Raw genomic sequence first — 20007 nt, 5'->3', positions numbered from 1 at the left:
GATTATCCCTTTCCTTGGTTGAACGAGTTTCGGTAAAGTAGAGAAGGAGTCGGGGAAGAACTGCTGAATCGCTTCAGTCTGTCCTTCCCCACAGCATTGGCTATGCCACCACTGTCGTTCTCACCGAGAACACCGCATCGTTGAAGTCGAGGTCGAACCCGCGAGAATCTTCAAACGAATAACTGTTGCTCGATTTTCTGACGTGATCCAGCCCGGTTGGGTTGGCGGCTGCGAAGTCAAAGAAGACATCCTTGCTGCCACTGATGCCCTGCTCCACACTGCCATCTGCCACAATGAATGGAGCATAGAGAGCACCACCCTTCAGGTTAGCGACTACAGGCTCTGTGCCGCGGATGCCAAAGCTGAAGCCATCGCCCTTGGTCTGGCTGCGCCGTAGAGCGGCTACCGCATAGCCAGCATCTCCGGGCGCTAGGGAACTGCCCGTTAACGGATCGATCACCGTGCCGCTGGGGTCTTCGATGCGGTAGAAGCCAACGGCGTTATTGAACAGCGCCTCCGACTGCGGGTTACGGATCTCTACCTTGGGCATGCCGGTCAGCGGGCGCAGATCCAGCAGGTCGTTGGCGGAGGCAGGCACGGGGGCTGCGGTGGAATCGAGCGTGAAGTTGAGTGTGTAGGCTCCGGTGTTGATGCCAGAGTTGGGGAAGATGCGACCGCTGCCCGACGCCGGCTGGTTGGGGTCGTAATTGCGGTTGCCCAACTGAGCAACGCCCACATAGTAGACTCCATCACTAGGAGCTGTGAACTCCAAGTAAGCATCCCGACCAGATTGGAAAATCTCGCCTGGGGCAGGAGCTTCGGCGTTGTAGGCCAACTCGACCCCAGAGGCATCAAAGATGCGGAGTTCGGTATCAACTCGCTGTTCACGGCTGGTTTCCGCAATGGAATAAGGCACCGAATCAACATCGAGCTTGATCGTTTCACCGGCTTTTAGCGTGATGGCATAGAGATCAACATCTTCGGAGGCATCAACGCCACTCCGACCTGAGATTGCACCTTTAACATCCGCTTCACCATATCGCAGGGATACCACATTGGCTGTTTCGAGCGTATCGTTTCCAGCGCTGCCTGTGTCGGTCTCTTGGGCAATGGGCGGCACATCCGCGAGCGTATCTACCAGCGTAAAGGTGGCGGCTCCCGCCGTTGGGCTGACTTCATAGCCAGCACCGGGTTGGAGGGTGAAGGTCGCCGTTTCTAGCTCCTCAGCCACACCATCATCGGCTACGGCGACGCTGACGCTAGCGGTTGGTGACGTGATGCGGAAGGTGAAACTCGTGTTATCGGGTGAAGCCGAAACTAGTTCACCGCCCTCAGCCGTCAAGCTCTTGGGGCTAAACTCCAGCATTTCTGGAGCAGCGATCGTCACCAGCACTCCTTCGTCAGGCGGGGGGGCACTGAGTCTGAAGTTGAGCTTGGCTACCGTTTGCTCCGATTCCACCAGCACCGCAGGCGATCCGGTGAGGCTGACCCGTACCTGCGAGTCGGGTGTGTCAGCAATCGTGAACTTGACTTCACTGGCCTCTGAATTCACCGTGTAGCCAGGAGCATCGACCAATTTGTAGGTGAAGCCTTCCAGCCCTTCAGAGGCTTCTTCTGGGGTGTAGATCAGCGGCAGTTGGGTTTCATCGAGGGCTTTGAAGCTAATGCTGGCTCCATTTTCCTTGATCTTGATGTAGAAGCCGCTGGCATCGAAGTTTGCAGGTGGGAATTCGGCTCCTGTAATTTTGGCTTTGGTCAAGTCTAAATCGCCCAGAGCAGCACGGGTGGGGCTATCTACGTAGACCAATAAACCATCGGGGGGAATGTCCCCTTTGACGTTGAAGGTGAGGGTAGTTTCGGTACCTTCCGATTCCACTAGCGCGGTTTGGCTGAGGCTGAGGCTGACTTCGGGTTCGGGTCCGGTTAGGACAGCAGCCTTGGCTTGCTCGACTGTGTCGTAAACTGTGACCGGCAGCGTCGCTTCCCCACCAATCTTGTAGCTGCTAGTTGGCAACAGTGAGAAATTGACCGTTTCGGGGCCGTCGGTTTCAATTTCCTCTTTGTTCTGCAATACAAAGGTGGCGTTGGCCTGGGGTTCAAATAAGGACAACTTAAAGCCAATCAGTTCGCCGCTGTTGCTGTAAATTGGTCCGTTGGTGTTGGCTCCGACCAGCAGCACTCGCGCATCTTTATTGAGAAATTCGGCAATATCGGAGTCAGCTCGGATGAACACTTCTAATCCGTCCGGCGGGATTTCGCCGTCGGTTTGGAAGGAGAAAGTGAGCAAAGACTGACCACGTACTAGCGAAGGAGCCAACGACTGTACCAGAGCTGGCACAACGATGTTATCGAAGTTGGGATTTTCAGCAGCCGGCAGCACACCGTCGAATGTTCCCACTACCGTATCCATGGTCACAGTCGGCGCATTGGCAGCTGGTGTTCCTGCTGGAGGCAAGGCCGTTGGTGCAGGCTGCTCTGGATTCAGCTTGATTTCCAATTCGTACTCACCGCGGGTGTTACCGCTGCCGGTTCCAGCCTGGTTTGGATCATAGGCATTGTTGTTGGAACTGCTGACTGCAACATAGTAGGTGCCATCAGTCTCAGCCGTGTAGCTGATGAAGGAGTCCAGCGTCCGGAAGAACACCTCATCGGGCGCACTGCCGTTGTTGTTGAGGGCCAACTCGTTACCATTGGCGTCAAACAAGCGCAGCACCGTGTTGAAGCCAGTGTTGATGAAGTTGCCCAGATTAACGGCTGTAGCGTCCGTGTCGATGGTGACGGTTTCACCAGCATTGAGGGTGAACTTGTAGAAGTCTACATCTTCGGTTGCATCCACGTTAGGATTCGCAGAGTCGAAATCAATGCGGCTCTTGATCTTGAAGGTGGGATACAAATCGCTCAGCTTGGTATCGAAAGCGTTAGCAATCGTATCATTGGGTTCCCTCACTACAGTTGCGGGTGGAGCTTGATCGGCAGTGTCTACAATCGTGAACTGGCCTTCGATAGCATTGGGAGCGACTTGATAGATCGGCCCATCTTGCAGCGTAAACACGGCAGTTTCTGGCCCTTCCGCTGTGCCATCGTCGGCAACCGGCAGCTTGATCGTGGCGGTTTTCGCCGTGATCTTGAAATCGAATCCGATTGGCGTGATTCTGGCAATTTCTCCACCTTCGGTTTCAACCCCGGATAGATCAAACTCGCTGAGGTTGGGAGCCACCACCGAGACAACTAATCCTGCGTCCGGCGGGGTAGCGCTGAGGCTGAACTTGTGCACCGACACGGTTTTCTCCGCTTCGATCAACACGGCTGGTTCGGTGGTTAATCCAACTTGAATTTGCGAGTTAGCATCATCGGCAATGTTAACTTTAACCGTATCTTTGCCTTCAGCAATGGTGTATCCTGGACCCGACTGAATTGCAAAGGTGAGTTCTTCGATACCTTCCTGATCACCATCGTTGAACGCTTCCAGGGTAATGCTGGCCATTTGCTCGGTGATCTTGAAATAGAACCCGCTCGATTGGAAGTTGGCCGGAGGAAAGACGCCGCCTTCGACTTTGGCATTCAAGACATCAAATTCGCTCAATGCACCCCGCTGCGGACTCAAGACATAGACCAGTACACCTTCGGCTGGAGGCGGTTCGCTGAGGGTAAAATTCAACGTTAGAGCTGTGCCTTCTGTCTCGACTAGCATGGTCTTGTCTACTGAGAAGCCAACTTCAGGCGTCACTGTGGGCTGCGGTACCTGCGCTAGCGTGTCGTAGAATTGTACAGTCGAAGCATCACTGCCTGACTTGACGGCATAGCCCTCATCATCGGCTAAGGAAAACGTTGCTTCCCGCACGCCGTCCACATTGTCATCATCGGCTACATTCAAGTTGATAATCGCATTGGGTGCATCCATACGGAACTTGAAGCCCGTGGTTTTACCCGCCTCGTCATACAGAACTTCGACAATTTCACCGCCCGGTGTGAATGGTGTCCGGCCAAGACGACCAAAGTAATCGCTTAAATTCACATCGGTATCGATCGTGACAACCAAGCCGTCGGCTGGAATCTCACCTGCCGCATTCAGCACCAAGCTGAGGACCGAAGTACCGGTTTCAAAGGTAACGAGTCCATCTACGAGAGCAGGTGCTAACACGTTGTCATCAACGCCAAAGGCACCCGTAACCGTCTCAAGAGAAACGACAGGTTTGTCACCCGGAGTGGGAGCGGGATCTGGAGTGGGAGCGGGATCTGGAGTGGGAGCGGGACTGGGCGCAGGGGCAGGACTGGGGACGGGACTTGGAGCCGGACTTGGAGCGGGTGCGGGGGCTGGAGTGGGAGCGGGACTCGGAGCCGGAGATGGAGTGGGAGCGCTGTCTGTATCCTGAATGGTCAGAGACACGGAACCGGCACTCGGATCAACGGTATACCCCGCACCGGGCTGAACGGTGAAATTGAGTGTCAGCGGACTGTCGGGTAAATCATCGTCGAATACAGGTAGCCGCAGCGTTCCGGTTTGTCCGGTCAGGCGCACAGTAAAGCCGCTGGTATTATCGGTGACACCAACCAAGCGAACATTATTGAATTCAGTGGCAAATACATCAAACTGGCCGAGGGCGTTAGGTACGCCGCTATCGACGGTGATCACCAAACCCGCTGCTGGAACCGGTTCAGTCGAGGATAGGGTGAGGGTGACAAAGGTACCCTCCTCCTCTCGGAGAATGGTTGGAGCTGCCGAAATTCTAATTGCCATAATTTCTAGTTTTTGGGTCGTAATGTACAGTCAGTAAGAATCTAGATGGATCAAATGAATAGTCCTGATCCTTGTGTTGATTGATGGGTCGTGACTCAACATTGACTAACTCAATGCTGATACTGTCTCCTCTCACAAGATCCTGGTGCAACGATGGATTGATAGCCTGTTCAAGCTAATTTCGTACCAGCCATCAGTGACAGTAATCCTGGGTGGTCCGACAATCATGTCGTAGAGCATTGACGCTGTAGATCATGGTTCAGTTGGTAGAATGGTCCGATGGGATCAATTGAGCCTAAGCACTGCCTAAGCAGCGAAAGCCCGGTTGAGTGGATTAATGCGACAATTTTCAGGATGATTTTAGGATGACTTCAGGACAACTTTTTAGGGCCTGTCTTCTGACGTGTCCTTCAAAACTGCTTAGAACGATTGAATACACCCTTTGAATCTACTAATTTTAAGTGATTCAACCCGCCTCACTCATCGAGTGTGCGTTGCGCAAAGATGCTTTGGCCAAATGCTTTAGCCAGGTGATTTGGGCAATACCAAATCACCAATGATTGGGTTGATCAACTTAATTCAACACTCAGCTCGCTTCTCCACTGTTGATCAGTTGTTGATCGGTTAGAGAAATTAGCTTTTGTGTTCTAGCATAAATACATTCCATACACCCTGCTATGAATCCTAGATAGTAACCATCTGGATAAAAACTACAATTCTGTTCAGAGCAGCTTATACAGACAAGTCACTCTAGGCATGTTTTGGGCTGTCTATAGTTATAAAAATAACATCTCCAGTTTAGTTCAGAATTGTTTGATTGCAAAGTTTCTGTAAAGTTATAAGATGGTGTGTTGATTGGCACAATTTATAAGTAAATCAACATCACCAATTTGAAGCTCCGTAGTGTCAGCGTCTCGCTGGCGTAGGCAAGATACCCGCGCTCCATCTACTGTTTAATTGGGTAACCTATTTAGCAGCCTGTGCAAAATTTGCACGATCCTCCAACTCAGGCAACGAGCTAAAAATCGGCAAAAAAGGGAAGCCCCATTCGGAACTTCCCACCATCGCTGAGAGGAGCTAACCTCGGTTCAGGTTATGCCGGCGTAACACCCAAATTCAGCGTGTACTTGCCGCCTGTTCCGATGTCAAAGTCGGGGAAGATCCAGCCGGAGCCACTGCCAGCCTTGGTCGGATCATAGTAATCGTTACCAATCTGACTGATGCCGACATAGTAAACGCCGTCGGTTTCAGCCCGGAACTGAAGATACGGATCATTGAACACGGTGAACAATTCATCCGGTGCCGCCTGAAAATCATCAAAGCTGGTTTTGGCTAGCTCTTTGCCGGTGGCATCAAACACACGGATTTGAGCATATTGCAGCTTGGTGGCACCCGCTTGGTCGGGATCGGGATCAAGGGAATCCAGATCGATGGTTAATGTTTGACCTGTGAGCAGATCAACTTTGTACAGATCAACATCTTCGGTACCATCAATCGTGATTTCTTCTTCCGGACCCACTTCAATCGAGTGCTCGGCAATTTCACCATCAAACGTCACGGTTGATTTGGCTGCACTCAGACCAGTGGCAATCGCCGTATCCAGCGTATCGTTGGATTCCTCGGTGGAGCCGGGAGCCTGCTCTGGGGCATCCACTACGGTAAAAGTAGCGCTGCCTGCATCTGGGTTGACCTGATAGCCGCTGCCGGGATTGAGCGTAAAGGTCGCTTCCTCGACTCCTTCCTCCGTGCCATCGTTGGCAATAGGCAGACTGATCTTGGCCTCTTTGGCCGTAATCTTGAAGTCGAAGCCATCGTCTCGAACTCCAACAATCTCACCGCCTTCGACGGCAATGCCCTCTAGGTTAAACTCGCTCAGATTGGGGGCACTCACGGCAACCGTTACTCCCTCCTCCGGCGGTGTGGCACTGAGGCTGAAGTTATGCACCGACACGGTTTGCTCTGCTTCGATCAGCACAGCAGGTTCGGTGCTGAGGCTGACCTGAATCTGGGAGTCAGGCGTGTCCTTGATGCGGATCGTGCCGCCATTTTGGGCTTCGTTCACCGTGTAGCCCGCACCCGGTCGAATCGCTAGGTTAAACTCCTCGATGCCTTCGGTGATGTCGGTGCTATTGAAGACGGGCAAGGTGATGGTGGCGGTCTGCTCGAACATCTGCAAGTAGAAGCCACTCACGGCTCCATCGGCTACGGCAACCCCACCAGAAAATTCTGCCTGGAAGATGGAGAACTCATTCAGGAAGTCTTGGGCGTTACCGCTGACATAGATCTGGACGCCGCCTTCGGGTGGAGGTTCACTCAGGGTGAAGGTGAGCGTGATTGGCGTTTCTTCCGTTTCGATCAGCTCGGTGGTGCTCAGTTCCAGGCGGACTTCGGGGGTGGTGGCCGGAGTTGGGATTTGCTCTACGGTGTCGTAGAAAGTAACAGTAGAGCTGCTCAGATCCGAGGTGGTGTAGCCTTTGCTTTCAACGATTGAGAAGGTAGCAGTTTCGGGGCCATCAGTCTCTGCCTCTTCCCGGTTGCTGGGATTGAGAACGATAGTAGCAAAGGGCTGCTCCAAGAGGAACTTGAAGCCAGTCGGTTTACCTGTCGCGTCATACACCGCATCGAGGAACTGCCCACCGCGAGTAAACGGTTTGTTGTTCAAGTTACCGCCATAGGGCACGGTGTAGTTCTCTTCGCCAACGCCACCGAAGTACTGGGTCAGGTCAACATCGCTGTTGATCACAACTTCGACACCACCTTCAGGAATTTCGCTATCGGCGGTCAGGACAAAGTTGAGCGCTGCGCCCGCACCTTCGGCAACAGTTTCTGCCAATCCGGTGGCTTTAATATCGAAGCCAAGCGTATCGAAATCATCGCCGTAGACGCCAGCCACGCTAAACAGGGAAATCGCCGGACCTGTTCCATCGCCGCGTGGAATTGCTGTTGGTGCAGCTAGCGGTGATTCGTTCAGGTTAATATTCAGCGTATATTCTCCGGTACCGTATTCATTGGGATCGAGAGAGGAGAAGGCACCACCTGTGGCAGGTTTGTTGGGGTCGTATTTGCTGTTGTTATACAGCGTCACACCCACGTAGTAATCGCCATCCGATGGAGCGGTGAACTCAATATAGGACTGGAAGCGCGACTCAAACACTTCATCGGGAGCAGTACCATCGTCGTTGCTGGCTAGGGCCGTACCGCTTCCATCAAAGACGCGCAGCCAAGTGTCTACCTTTCTGCCCTCGTCGAATTGATTGGAATCGGTATCGATGTAGATCGTGTCTCCGGCCTTGAGGCTGACCTTATAGAAGTCAACATCTTCGCTGGCGTCTACATAGACGACACTGCCATCAGCATTTTCGTAGGAGTTCTCAAACTCAAAATCGAGCGTGCTCTTGAACGACACTTTATTATTGGTAGCGCTCAACTTAGTATCCAGCGCTTTCTCGATTGTGTCATTCGGTTCAGTCACTTCCAGCGCTGGAGCCTGTTCCGGCGTATCGACAATTTGGAAGCTACCCACAATCGCATCGGGGTTCACCTGATACTCTGGTGCATCCTGCAAGGTAAAGGTAGCTTCTTCTAGTCCTTCGTCCTCGCCATCCTCGGCCACTGGCAGCTCGATCTTGGCATTCTTGGCCGTGATTTTGAAGTCAAAGCCAGTCGGAGTGACGGCTGCAATTTCGCCGCCTTCGGTCTTGATGCCACTGAGGTCAAACTCGCTGAGATTGGGAGCCACCACCGAAACAACCAGCCCTGCGTCCGGCGGGGTAGCGCTGAGGCTGAAGTTGTGCACCGACACAGTTTTCTCCGATTCGATCAGCACCGCTGGCTCGGTGGTAAGGCCCACCTGAATCTGGGAGTTCTCGTCATCGATAACGTTTACGGTTATAGCTCCTGCATCTTCAGCGATGGTATACCCTGGTGCTTCTTGCAGCGCAAAGGTGTATTCATCGATGCCTTCCAAATCTTCGTCTTTGAAAGCGGGCAGTGTGATGGTGGCCATCTGCTCGGTAATCCGGAAGAAGAACCCATTCGCCCCAAAGTTGGGAGCAGGGAAGGCACCGCCAGTCACTTTGGCATTGTAAACATCTAGTTCGGCCAGCGAATTGCCCGTCTGGTTTTCATCCACCCCAACCGGAGCCGTGCCCTTGAGGTAGACCAAGACTCCTTCGGGTGGCGGTGCTTCGCTGAGTTGGAAGGTCAGTGTGGTCGTGTTGCCCGTGGATTCGTTGAGGGTCGTCTCGTCGAGGCTAAGGCTGACTTCGGGGGTCACTGCCGTGGCGGGCACCTGCTCGATCGTGTCGTAGAAGGTAACGGTAGACGCATTGGCCTGAGCATCAGGGTTATAGCCTTCGCCTGCCTCTAGGGTAAAGGTGGCATCGACTGGCTCGGTATTGTCGGCATTTTTGCCCACCAGCGTGATCAGGGCACGCGGCTGCTCGATCCGGAATTTGAAGCCGGTAGCAACTCCATCGTCATCGTAGACAGCCTCCAGCAGCTTACCGCCGGGTGAGAAGGGTTCAATGCCCAGGTTGGCAAAGTAATCTTGCAGCGGAATGTCGCTGTTGACGGTGACAACCAAACCCTCTTCCGGAATCTCGCTATCGACGCTGAACGCCAAGGTCAACACCGGGTTGCCGCCCTCGATCGACTGCACCAGATAGGGCGAGAGGATGTTATCCTCTGGATCAAACGTCCCCGTCACGGTCGAGAAGGATACGGTAGGTGCACCCGGAGTTGGAGATGGATCGGGGGATGGATCTGGACTGGGCGCTGGCGACGGGCTAGGAGAGGGAGAGGGCGTCCCGCCGTCATTGATGGTCAGCGTGACTCCGCTTGCCTCTGGATTGACGTTATAGCGCTCGCCATCGGCTAAGTTAAATGTCAGTTCTTCTGCCCCTTCGTTGGGTCCATCGTCAAATGTGGAGAGGGTGATCGAGGCTTGCGGTTCCGTAATCGTGATCAGGAAGCTGCTGCGATCGTCACCGGGAATGGGAAATTCACCATTGGTGCCCGTGATGTCGGTTGCCGGATCGATGCCAGCAATATCAAATTCAGAGAGGGCGGCAATGCCAGGGCCTTGAACCAAAACCGTGACGCCTTCCGGCGGAATCTCGCCATCTACCGTAAAATTAATCGTGAATTCCTCGCCTTCAGCAAGATTCGTTTTATCAACCGTGAGGCCAACCGTCGGACCAAGTCCAGGTTCCACTTCATCGGCAATGTTCAACGTCACCGATGAGGCATTGGGATCAACTTCGTAGAGTTCGCCATTCGCCAGACTGAACGGAATCTCTAACGGCTCTTCTGCCTCAATATCATCCAAAGTAGATAGCGTAATGGTTGCCGTGGGTTCGGTAATTGTGACAAAGAAACTGCTGCCGCTGCCATCACCAACGGTCGGTTCTCCTTTGATGCCCGTGGTTTGAAGTGTACTCAGATCTGTCAGATCAAACTGTCCGAGTGCAGCCATCACGGGACTTTGCACCAACACCTGCAAACCGTCTGCCGGAATCTCGCCATCAACGGTAAAGGTGACGGTCAACTGATCGCCTTCGACCAAATTGGTTTTGTCCACCGATAGACCCACAGTAGGACCGACTCCAGGGCCGCCATTGTCATCCGTAATCGTCAGCAGAGTAGCATTTTTCTGTGGATCGACGGTGTACCCCTCGCCTTCAGCAAGTTTGAAATCAAAGGTTTGTGCACCTTCCTCAATAATGTCGTTAATGATTGGCAACACAAAAGAAGCTTCGGGAGCTGAAAGCAGAATTTGCAGACGGCCAGTTGCCTCATCAAACCCGACAATTTCAGAGTTGACAAACTCAACTTCTCGATCGGCAGCAAATTGTTCGGTGAACTTAATTACATCGTTGTCGCCCAATGTATCAAGATTGATCACCACACCATCTTCTGGAAAGTCTCCTGTCACTGTCCATTTCCAGATCACAGTTGCATCAGCATCTTCTTCTGAAAGATTAGCAGGTGTCACTTCAAAGCTGACGATAGGTTGGGCTCCGGGATCTGGACTCGGCGCAGGGGCTGGACTCGGGGCAGGGGCAGGGGCTGGACTCGGGGCCGGAGATGGAGCCGGGGCGGGGGCAGGGGCTGGACTCGGGGCCGGAGATGGAGCCGGGGTGGGTGCAGGACTCGGGGCCGGAGCGGGGGCCGGGGCTGGAGCGGGTGCGGGGGCTGGAGCGGGTGCGGGACTCGGGGCCGGAGATGGAGTGGGAGCGCTGTCTGTATCCTGAATGGTCAGAGACACGGAACCGGCACTCGGATCAACGGTATACCCCGCACCGGGCTGAACTGCGAAAGTTAGATTGAGCGGACTATCGGATAAATCATCATCAAACACTGGTAGGCGCAGCGTTCCGGTCTGTCCAGTCAAACGCACGGTGAAGCCGCTGGTATTGTCAGTAACACGGACTAGACGTACATTGTTGAACTCAGTAGCAAATACATCAAACTGACCCAGGGCATTTTCAACACCGCTATCCACCGTTACCTCTAAACCTTCTGGAGGAACTGGTTCACTAGAGGTGAGGGTGAGGGTAATAACAGTACCTTGTTCTTCTTGCAAAACCGAGGGAGATGCTGAGATTGAAATTGCCATAGTTCCTACCTTTTGAGGAGTTGTTTTGTTGAAATTTGCACCCTGATGACAGGCTGGCCGGATCGGTGTTTTTGCATCAGTGTTTTTGCATCAGTGTTTTTGCATCAGTCGCGGTTTCAGTTCCCGTTTGCAGCGGTTGCATCGAAGCAGCCTGTTGAGACTGCCACTTCAGACCGCTAGGTTGGAACTGAAACCTGGATAAAATCAGCCCGCGTCAGTTGATTGGGCTGCACTCCGCTCAAAATCGCTAGCAGGTCATCGCCACTGCGGATCAGCGTGTTGCGGCCTCGTTGAGTAATCTCCAACTCACCAAAGCTAAAGCCAACTAATCCCAAGCGGTCCTGACCATCTTGGAAATCTGTAATCAGGCTGCGTCCGGCTCCGGCCTCTAAACCAAACCGATCCCGACCTTGACCACCTGTGAGCCGGTTATTGCCCGTGCCACCAAAGATCTGGTCGTCACCTGCTCCTGCCACAATTCGGTCTGCTCCGGCACCACCCAACAGCAGATCGTTGCCGCCTAAACCCGTGATTTGATCATTACCGCCCAACCCTTCGATCCGGTCAGAATTCGGTGTGCCCCTGAGCAAATCGCGGCCTGCTGTACCTAAGATCGTTCCAGGTGGAGATGGGGCAGGCGCAGCTGTGACAGTCAAACTAACGGTGGCAGGACTAGAATTCACTGTGCCGTCATTAGCCTGATAGGTAAACTGATCGGTGCCGCTAAAGCCAGCATTGGGGCTATAGGTAAAGGAACCATCTGGATTCAGCGTTAATCTGCCGTTGCTAGGCGGCGTCACCAGAGCTGCAGTTAAGGCATTGCCATCGGCATCAGTGTCATTGGCTAATAGACCCGCTGCTGCAATCGTCAAGGTCGTGTCGGCGGTGGTGCTGTAGCTGTCTGGATTGGCAACCGGGGCTTGATTGGGGGCTGGCTGATCGAGAATGGTCAGCGTCACAGATGCAGCATTGGGATCAACCGTGTAACTGCTGCTGGGTTGGATCGTATAAGTAAACAGCTCTGTTCCTTCGGGTTGATCGTCGTCGAAGACGGGCAGCGTGATTGTGGCAGTTTGCTGGGTGATTCTCAAGGTTAAACCACTCGCATCAGCATTAGCACCTGTCAGCCTAACTCCAGAGAACTCAGCCGCAAAGACATCCAATTCGGCTAAGGCGCGAGGAATATCACTATCAATACTAACGAGAAGACCTTCGCTGGGCGGCAGTTGATCCAGGGTGAATGTTAGTGTGAAGGTCGTTTTTTGATCCTCGATCAGCGTTGTGGGATTCGCTGTAAATCCAATTTTCATTAATCCAGATGCTGCGTTGATAGTTACAAGTAAAAGTAGCTAAAAATTAATTGAGAATAACCATTGGCTTCTACGAAAGGGATACCTAGTTGCAAACGAAAACAATCACACTCAATCGCCATTGGCGATCCAAACTCAGACAAGGCTCAATCGGCCTAGTAAAAAGGCCAGGGAGCTGCTACAAAGCAGCCCGCTGTTGACACGCGGATGGAAAGTGACGAGGCCAAATAATCGGATTGCCACAATCGGATTGCCACAATCTAGACAGGCTCCATTTCTTGCTCAAATTTTATTTAAAGTTTATTTCTTGAGAATTCCTCTCAACAACTGCAAACAGTACAAACAATAACACTTTCTTCTGCCTTTTCACACTACAGATTTGTTAAGTTCTTATAAAGAAGCCCCTAATGAGTGAAAGTTAGGGCGTTGTTGAATGAGGAACGTTTGGTTAGAGTTTCGTTTCCTCCCGGCCGCCTAAATTCCCCTTATCAAGGGGGACTTCAATCCTTGGTTGGTATGGGCTACGCCCAGGCTGCGCCTACGGTTCCCCCTTTAGGTAAGAGGGTTAGGGGGGATCTTCGACTGGTGTGTATACCGTAGCAACTTTGGGGGACTTTGAGTCGGTTCTAACCCTCGGCATATAGCCCTGTCGGGCACTCCAGAAGGGAGGTGGAGGGCAAAAGCATACTAGATTCAGCAACGCCAGTTAGAATTGTTGCTTCTCCAAAAGACGTTTGTGCAAAATTTGCACAGTTGTAGGGACTGTAGCAGGCTAATCAAGTCAAAGTACTGACAAAATTGGCGGTGGTTAGGTCACTAGCGGCAACGTTGATCAGTCCGCCTAGTCGTTCTCCGGTGGCCGTGAGGCTGATAAGGGTGTTACCGTAGCGTTCGGTGAGGGTGATTTGGTCAAAGTCAAGATTGGGCAGCAAGATGCGGTCCTCTGTGGCGACAAAATCTACAATCGCATCGATGCCTTCGCCGGGTACCAGATAGAACCGATCGCGCCCGGCATTGCCCCAAAGAAAATCATTGCCCTTGCCGCCGCTGAGGAGATCATCTCCTGCTCGGCCTTGAATCGTATCGTGCTTGCCGCTGCCTAAGAGAAAATCATTGCTGGCAGTGCCGACTAAAGAGCGTTCCGGTTCGCCTTCCCAGGTTGCTAACAGAGGCGAGAACAGATTATTAAACCGGCGCGTATTTTGCAGGTCAGTATAAATCAACTGCGTTTCCGGCTCATACCAAAGGCTGCTGCGGAAGCCCAGCGTCAGGCCGGTGTGTCCATAGAAAGTGCCTTCGCTGGTTTTGAGACGAGCGATCCCCAGGCCATAGCCGGAAAAAGCATTCGAGCGAATCGGTTCGACAAAGGTGAGCATTTGCTTCAGGGTGTCGGGCTGGAGCAGTTCACCCCCAAACAATGCTCGACTAAACCGCAGTAAGTCCTTAGTATTGGAAATCAATGCTCCGGCAGACCAAGCCCAAGATAGGCTCAGACTGCTGACATCATCTAAACGACCGTCGTTGTTCACGTCCCAATAGCCGCTGACCGGATTTGGCCCTACCTCGGCTGCAGCGAAATAGGTCTGCTTCAGACCAAGTGGATCTAGAATCCGGGAGCGAATATCGCTAGCGATCGGATTGCCCGTCACCTGCTGAATGATTAGCCCTAGCAGAATGTAGTTGGTGTTAGAGTAGGACCAGCCGGTACCGGGGGTAAATGCCGCCGCCTGTCCGCCAATGAGCTGAGTCAATTCCTGCGGCTGCCAGTCGCGAAATAGGTTGACACCCGCTGCTAATAAAATTGGTACATAGTCGGGAATGCCGCTGGTGTGGTTGAGCAACTGTCGTATCGTGATTTGGCTGCCATTGGGAATTGGCTGCACCAGATCCGGCGATAGCCAGCGAGTCAGGGGATCATCCAGCGAAAGCTGACCGGACTCGAACAACTGTAAAACAACGGTTGAGACAAATGGTTTAGTGATGCTGCCAATTTGAAACAAATCATCTGGCTGTACCGCTAACCCGGTCCGGCGGCTGGCAACCCCGCTAGCTCCCAACCAGTTTCCAGCTGGTGTGCTGATTGCGGCTGTGGCACCAACCGTGCTGCCCAAGGCGTGATCCAATCCAGTTTGTAAAGCGCGCCTGCGAGCAACAGTAACCGAATCAGCAGACGCTAAAGATAACTGAGTTGTCATGGGAAATGATAGAAATAAATTTATGGCGTATGAAACAGTGACTGATCGGGATTGGAGATGTTTTGGTTAGAAGCATTCTGGTTAGAAGCATCCTGATCCGCCACATCGTGATCGGGTAAGAGCGTTTCTACCTGGCGCAGCGTCCGAAATCCGTAGCCACCCAGACCAACCAGCAGCATCCAGAGGGCTGTCAGCGTATATAGCAGTGCCATGCCAGATCCGGAACCTGTGCCGAACAGGGGAGCAAACAAAGGTGCGAGCCAACCATCCGGCTGCATCGCCGGTTCAAAGACGCGATCGGCTAACGGACCAGCCAGCAGCGGAGCCAGCGTGCCAACAATCAGGCCAATCATCTGGTCGGCGGCCAGGACTCGGCCCTGCAACGACGGCGGCACCTTGGCGTACCAAATCGCATTACTAGAGCTGTAGAACATCGGAATCGGCAGGGTGGCACAAAAGTGAGCAGTGGCCCAGATTAGCGGCGTTCGCCCCAGTCCTAAAATAATTTTGCATAGCCCGGTGGCGGCAAACCCCAACAACATGCCGTGAATCCGCCGCGGAAAGCCACCCCAAATGCTAAACAGAATTGCGCCGATTACGCCCCCTACCCCTGCCGCTGTTGTGACAAATCCCAGCACTCTGGCATCTCCGCCGGAGCGGGCCAAAATCATCGGATTATACAAGGCTTTGCCAATGTCGCCCGGAATGGCAAACAGCGTAAAGGCAACCACCATTGCGGTCAGAGCAGGTTTGGCGGCAATATAGCGGAAGCCGAAGGTGAGAGTTTGCCAGGTGAATGGGTTGATTCCAGATTTGTCGCTGCTAGGCTTGCTGTTTGGCTCACTGATGGGCTGAGGAATTGGCGTGAGAATTAGCGTGATTAATCCAGCTATAAAGCTGATCAGATCAATGGCAATGATGCCGGTAATTCCAATCAGCGGGTAGAGGCTGCCGGCCAAAATTGGTGAAAAAACGGCACCGCTGTAGCCCACCATTGCAATCATGCTTTCGGCCCTGGTGTATTGTGCCTTGGGAACCAGCATGGCAATTGAGGCAGAATAGGCTAGGGTTTGCAGTTGTCCGAAGCAGCCGTAGAGCGCTACGACGATATAGAGATGCCAGATTTGCAGTACGCCCGTGAGATACAGCAATCCAATCGCCAATGTACTCAACAGTGCGATCCCGTCGCCTAGCAGAATCAGCCGTTTGCGATGGAATCGATCCACAATAATCCCAGCAATGGGCGTGATGAAAATGCGCGGTAGCTGGGAAAAGAAAGTCACCAGAGCCAGCGTTGTGGCCGATTCGGTTTGCTGCCAGACCCAGATCAACAGAGCAAACACGGTCATGTAGCTGCCGATCGTCGAAACCAACTGCCCGAACCAGAGAATGGTAAAGTTCCGCATTAAATTTAAAAGCTTCCAAACTACCCAAAAAGCCAAGTAGGGAGTTGCGATTGCTCACACTCCCTAACTTTCCCGGTTCACAACCCTTTGACTGGAGAGCTGTTAGTAGTATTCGACGGTGAGAGGAGGAGCAGAAGCACCACCTGGACCTAAAATGGTCATTATTGCTTGGTTGTTGTAGAGCACTTGATATCTGAATACAGTATTGGTCCCACCGGATCAATTAAATTGATTGAAATTCCCGATCTATAAGAATTTGGAAGCAATACTTTGTCCCCTTCAAAGGCATTATAGTCAAAAACAGTCACCCCTCCACTGCCATAATAAAACGAATCTGCACCTGAACCGCCGTACATATTTACGGAACCGCCCCCAGTAGACCAGAGTTGATCATTGCCACCTTCACCGTAAAGATCATCTCGCCCACCGCCACTGTATAGACGATCTGCACCAGCACCTCCATAAATTAAGTCATCACCGCGATTTCCATTTATTTGATCGTTACCTCCGTAGCCGTTGAATTAGTACCATTCAGATTATCTGCTCCACTGGTACCTCTGATTAGTGCCATCTCTGAAATCCTTGAATTATTTAGACTATGAAAAGAGTTTCTACGATGAGAATAATCGCAGCTTGATATTTATTCAAGTATATTCTGTGGCAGTAATCATCGTGAAAATAAATCGCAATGCTAGCACGTGTATTGATAACAAAAACTGAATCTTCATCAATGAAATGAGCAAATGTGGATGTAGTAGTTCTAGATTCTTTGCAAATGAGAAGTTAGAGATATCAGCTCTTTGATTAAACACGATAATCTCAAATCTTGCATTTAGCTTTCTTATAGCTGAATAGGGCGTACTGCAACTTTCTCCCTCTTGCAATCAGAACTCCCAGCTAATCTTGCCTATGATTGTGAAAGGTTGACCAGGAATAACTCTAACGTAGTCCCGACCTGCTGGATAATACTCTACGTCAAATAAATTCCGAAAATTCAAAGACACCTGGAGCTGATCGCGCCGGTAAAACAGTGCTGCATCCGTTCGCCAGTAGCTAGGTAACGTGAATAAGTTCTCAGGTGCGACTTCTCGCTCGTCCTGAAAGAATAGCCCAACTCCAAACCCTAGACCTTGCAGAGTTCCTGACTGAATTTCATAGCTTGTCCAAATGCTAGCAGCATGTTCTGGCACGTTGGAGAGGCGATTTCCTACTGCAATCCGATCGTCTTCGATCACTCTAGCATCAGTGTACGCATAGCCTGCAATTACCTGCCATCCTGGTAAAATCTCTCCTGCAATATCAAATTCGATGCCACGGCTACGTTGAACTCCCACCTGAAACTGTGTTAAGGGGTTATCGCTACCTTGCACCCTCACATTGCTACGCTCCAAATCGTAGAATGCCAAAGTGGCCGAAATTTGATCTGAAATGTCTGCTTTAATCCCTACTTCATACTGTCTACCCCGCTCTGGCTCAAACGGATCGCCAAACAGGGTTTGCCCATCTGCTCCTTCGGATGTCTCACGGCCATTAACAGGCAGAAACGACTCGGAATAGCTTGCATAGAGCGAAATTGGCTCAATTGGACGATAGACAATTCCTACACGCGGACTGAAGGCCCGGTCTTCCTGTTCAAAGTTCAACTCTTCGTTGATCAAATTCTGATTACTCTGATTCACAATGTCGAATCGCCCGCCCAAGAGCAAAATCAAGTTATCCAGCAGGGTGATCTGATCCTGTAAATACAGTCCAACTGAAACTGTCTGGGTCACTTCATCTTGAAACACCGTTAAGGGGCGACGGCTCTCAGGAGCATAATCTGGATCAAAGATATTGATTGAATCGATCGTGTCAAATACAATCCGATCTTTGGCACGGTCGGAAAGCAGCTCAACGCCAGCTAGCACCTGATGCTCAATGCCCCAAGTCTCAAAGCGGCCCGTCACGCTCGTATTTAAGGCGATGCTAGTTTGCTCACCAGGGTTAATAGTCAAAAGCCGCTGTACAGTTTGGAGTTCAGGCTCTAAACCCACATCCGTGCGATTATCTGATCTGGGCGTAACTCCAACGCTCTCTGATTCGCGATGCGACAGTAGAAATTCATTCCTCAAACGCCAATCTTCACTAAATCGATGCTCAAATCGGTAGCCGACACGGGTGATAATATCCTCTCCTTCTACCAGATCTGGTTCACCTAGGTTGATTGTACGATCCACATCACCATTCGGGTTATCTAGCACCGTCCCCGATGCTGGAAGCTCTGGTGCAATACCATAGGAGCGAAATTTGAGGTATTCTAAATCGACTAGCAGTTCGGTAGTATCATTAGCAATCAACTGGACTGTGGGGGCAACAAATAGCAGTTCGGTGTGTTCAAATTCTCGAAAACCATCTGCAAATTCATAGGCAGCGTTTGCCCGAAACCCCAAAGGACTACCTAATTCAAATGGGCTAGAAAAATCAACCGCGAATCGATTGAAACCAAACTGCCCACCACTATACTCAAACTGGTAGGTTGGCTCCTCAAGCGGAATCTCTGTTACCAAGTTGATGGTTCCACCTAAATTACCCTGCCCAAACAGCACAGAAGCAGGGCCTTTCAAAATTTCAACTTGTGCAATATTGTCTTCTACTGTTGCAAATCGAGCGTTGGTATCTCGCAACCCGTTTCGTAAGACGTTATTTGTCTCAAAGCCGCGAATGATGGCGGAAATTCCTGGCAGGGGGGTGCTAGCACGTTCTGCCTGGACGACTCCACTTGCATTTTGTAACGCATCGCCAATTTCCTGGATTCCCTGATCTTCAAGGACTTGCTGTGGAATCACCTGAATCGCCTGCGGCACATCGCGAATATCCGTATCGGTGCGCGTCCCGACCGCAGACTCGGAAACTCGATAGGTCTCTCGCTCACCGGTGACAATAATCCGAATCGCGTTCTCTGAAGGAGGCGGCACCTGCAACGGTAGAGCGGCGGGCGGTTCCAGCGCTTCGGCAGTGCTGCTATCAGCAACAGTCAGACTTAACACTAATCCTCGCGGATCTGGAGTGACCGTGGCATTGGGAACGGTATCTACTCCCGTCAGCGTCACCCGAATCCCGGTTTCTACCTGCATCACCGTAATTGCCGCCATACCCGCGACCGGATTGTCCTGCCGAAACCCCTCGTCAGCAAATTCACCCGCTAGCCGCGCCCGCTCGATTTCGACAATCAGACTGCTGCCGTCCTGAAATTGGCGGAACTGAAGCGGCATTTCACTGAAGAGAATCAGGTTGGCTCCATCAGAAGATGGCTCCAGGTGAATATTGGTCACGATTGGCCCAGAATTACCTGTGACCTCAGCCGGGGCAGAATGGACATCCGCACTATCTGGATCGATACCAAGCTCATTACCCGGAGAAACAGTTTGTGCCCCTACGGGTTGAGCCGCAATGACGGAAGCTACCGCCACGAGTTGGAAAAACCAGCAAAAACGCACCATTAAACCTCAGTCGATCGAAAATGAATTCGTTTTGCTCACTAGACTTGAGTTCGTTCGCGCAGCGTGTGCCTAGCACACTCCCCCTAAACCCCAGCGGGGATGCGCCTTCGGCGTAGATCAAGGGGGACTTCAAGCCCTGATTGGTAGGTGCTGCGCCCAGGCTTTGCCTCTTCCCCTTGATTTAAGGGGGGTTAGGGGGGATCTTCGACTTGTGTAGACGCCGTAGCTTATGAAGGGGACCTTCAAATCATTGTTAGTAT

General features: G+C 52.0%; 7 protein-coding genes. All 7 read right to left on the bottom strand.

Annotated elements, in window-relative coordinates; translation table 11 throughout:
* Positions 1–100: 100 nt before the first annotated feature.
* Positions 101–4738: a DVUA0089 family protein gene (locus HJG54_RS00090; RefSeq protein ID WP_316432649.1), complete on the bottom strand. Its 4638-nt coding sequence runs from the start codon at positions 4736–4738 to the stop codon at positions 101–103.
* Positions 4739–5831: 1093 nt separating this feature from the next.
* Positions 5832–11357 carry a PPC domain-containing protein gene (locus HJG54_RS00085; protein WP_316432647.1) on the bottom strand — a complete coding sequence of 1842 codons (5526 nt, stop codon included), beginning with the start codon at positions 11355–11357 and terminating at the stop codon, positions 5832–5834.
* A gap of 176 nt (positions 11358–11533) precedes the next feature.
* Positions 11534–12667, bottom strand: coding sequence for an Ig-like domain-containing protein (locus HJG54_RS00080; RefSeq protein WP_316432645.1), 1134 nt, complete (start codon positions 12665–12667; stop codon positions 11534–11536).
* 776 nt (positions 12668–13443) lie between these two features.
* On the bottom strand, positions 13444–14862 hold the full coding sequence (locus HJG54_RS00075; protein WP_316432643.1) for a serine hydrolase: 1419 nt from the start codon (positions 14860–14862) through the stop codon (positions 13444–13446).
* Between the two features lie 20 nt (positions 14863–14882).
* On the bottom strand, positions 14883–16268 hold the full coding sequence (locus HJG54_RS00070) for an MFS transporter (RefSeq protein ID WP_316432641.1): 1386 nt from the start codon (positions 16266–16268) through the stop codon (positions 14883–14885).
* A gap of 161 nt (positions 16269–16429) precedes the next feature.
* Entirely contained in the window at positions 16430–16735 is a 306-nt protein-coding gene (locus tag HJG54_RS35315) for a hypothetical protein (RefSeq protein WP_420717404.1), read from the bottom strand.
* Between the two features lie 417 nt (positions 16736–17152).
* A complete protein-coding gene (locus tag HJG54_RS00065) occupies positions 17153–19747 on the bottom strand; it encodes a TonB-dependent siderophore receptor (protein WP_316432639.1) in 2595 nt (864 codons plus the stop codon).
* Positions 19748–20007: the final 260 nt, after the last annotated feature.

This window comes from Leptolyngbya sp. NK1-12, from assembly GCF_032598965.1.
GTDB lineage: Bacteria > Cyanobacteriota > Cyanobacteriia > Elainellales > Elainellaceae > Elainella.
Note: the sequence above shows the minus strand (reverse complement) of the source record. Positions and strands in the feature narration are given on the sequence as shown.